Origin of the sequence: Pseudoduganella buxea, from assembly GCF_009720835.1 — a bacterium.
In the GTDB taxonomy this organism is placed as follows: domain Bacteria; phylum Pseudomonadota; class Gammaproteobacteria; order Burkholderiales; family Burkholderiaceae_D; genus Rugamonas; species Rugamonas buxea.
In genome coordinates, this window is sequence record NZ_WNKZ01000209.1 from 1 (window position 1) to 1,538 (window position 1,538).

Sequence of the window (1,538 nt, forward strand, 5' to 3'; positions counted from 1 at the left end):
CCCCCGCCGCCGCCGGCGCGTCGCTGCCCATCGTCCTGCCCCGGGCGCAGACGGACCCAGTGGCCCGGGCCGGCGACGCGGCCGACGATCCCGCCATCTGGCTGAACCGGCGCGACCCCGGCGCGTCGCGCGTGCTGGGCACGAACAAGAAACAGGGCCTGCTGGTGTACGACCTGGCGGGCAAGCAGTTGCAGCTGCTGGAATCGGGGCGCCTGAACAATGTCGACGTGCGCCAGGACGTACGTTTCGGCGCGGACCGGCGCGACGTGGCCGTGGCGACCCAGCGCGACGACAATGCCATCGTCGTGTTCACCATCGACAGCGATGGCAAGGTGGCCGAGGCGGCGCGCCTGGCCACGGGCCTGGACGACATCTACGGCGCCTGCCTGTACCTGCCGGCCGGTGACGACGGCGTGCAGGCGTTTGTCAACGACAAGGACGGACGCTACCAGCACTACCGCATCACGCAACAGGACGGCAAGTTCGCCGCCACCTTGCTGCGCACCTTCAGGACGGCCAGCCAACCGGAGGGTTGCGTGGCCGACGACGTCACGGGTACGCTCTTCGTCGGCGAGGAAAAACGGGGCCTGTGGACGACGCCGGCCGATGCCGCGCGCGCCGCGCCCCTGAAGATGGTGCTGCCCGTCGGCCCCGTGCTGACGGCCGACGTCGAAGGCATGGGCATTTACCGGGGCGCGCACGGCAGCTACCTGGTGGTGTCCAGCCAGGGCAACAACAGCTACGTGGTGCTGGATGCGGCGCCGCCGTACCGGGTGCACGGCGCCTTCCGCATCGGCATCAACGTCGCCGCGGGCATCGACGGCAGTTCCGAGACGGATGGGCTGGAAGTGACGTCGGCCAATCTCGGCGGGCCCTATGGCGCCGGCATGCTGGTGGTGCAGGACGGCTTCAAGCGCCTGCCCGACGGGCCGCAGAACTTCAAGTACGTGGCCTGGGAGGACATTGCCGCCGCCCTGAAACTGGGCCGCTGAAGGGCTTGAGCGAATGCGGCCGGTGCGCTACACTGGCCGCATTCCCGTTGGAGCACCCACCCCAAATGACCATCTGAGCTTTCTCCCCTTGCGAATGCCGCCCCTGTTTATCCGGGCCGGCCTGTCCCACCGCATCGAAAGCTCCCATGATCGATTCTTCCTTCGACTCTTCCCGCGCGGGCGGCACGTCCGCCGCTCAAAATCCCGCCCTCGCACTGCGCCACGTGTTGCTGCGAGTGCCCACGGGCCGCGTGCTGCTCGACGCCGTCAGCCATGCCTTCGGCCCCGGCATCACGGGCGTCGTCGGCGTCAACGGTGCCGGCAAATCCATGCTGGCGCGCCTGCTGGCGGGCGTCATCGTTCCGGACAGCGGCGCCGTCGTCACGCCTGGCCCGGTGGCCTACCTGGCACAGCATCCTGCGATCGCGCCCGGTGCCACCATCGCCGCCGTCGCCGGCCTGGCCGACGTGGCGGCGGCACAGGCGCGGCTCGACGACGGCACTGCCCTGCCCGAGGACCTGGCGCTGCTGGACGGGCGCTGGACCG

General features: G+C 70.2%; 2 protein-coding genes. Both read left to right on the forward strand.

Going from position 1 to position 1,538, the window contains the following annotated elements; genetic code table 11:
• Window positions 1-992: phytase (locus GM672_RS27610; RefSeq protein ID WP_155473684.1), on the forward strand; the 992-nt coding region annotated here is incomplete at its 5' end.
• Between the two features lie 146 nt (window positions 993-1,138).
• Window positions 1,139-1,538, forward strand: a 400-nt coding sequence (locus tag GM672_RS27615) for an ATP-binding cassette domain-containing protein (protein WP_155473685.1), incomplete at its 3' end; no start/stop codon positions are given.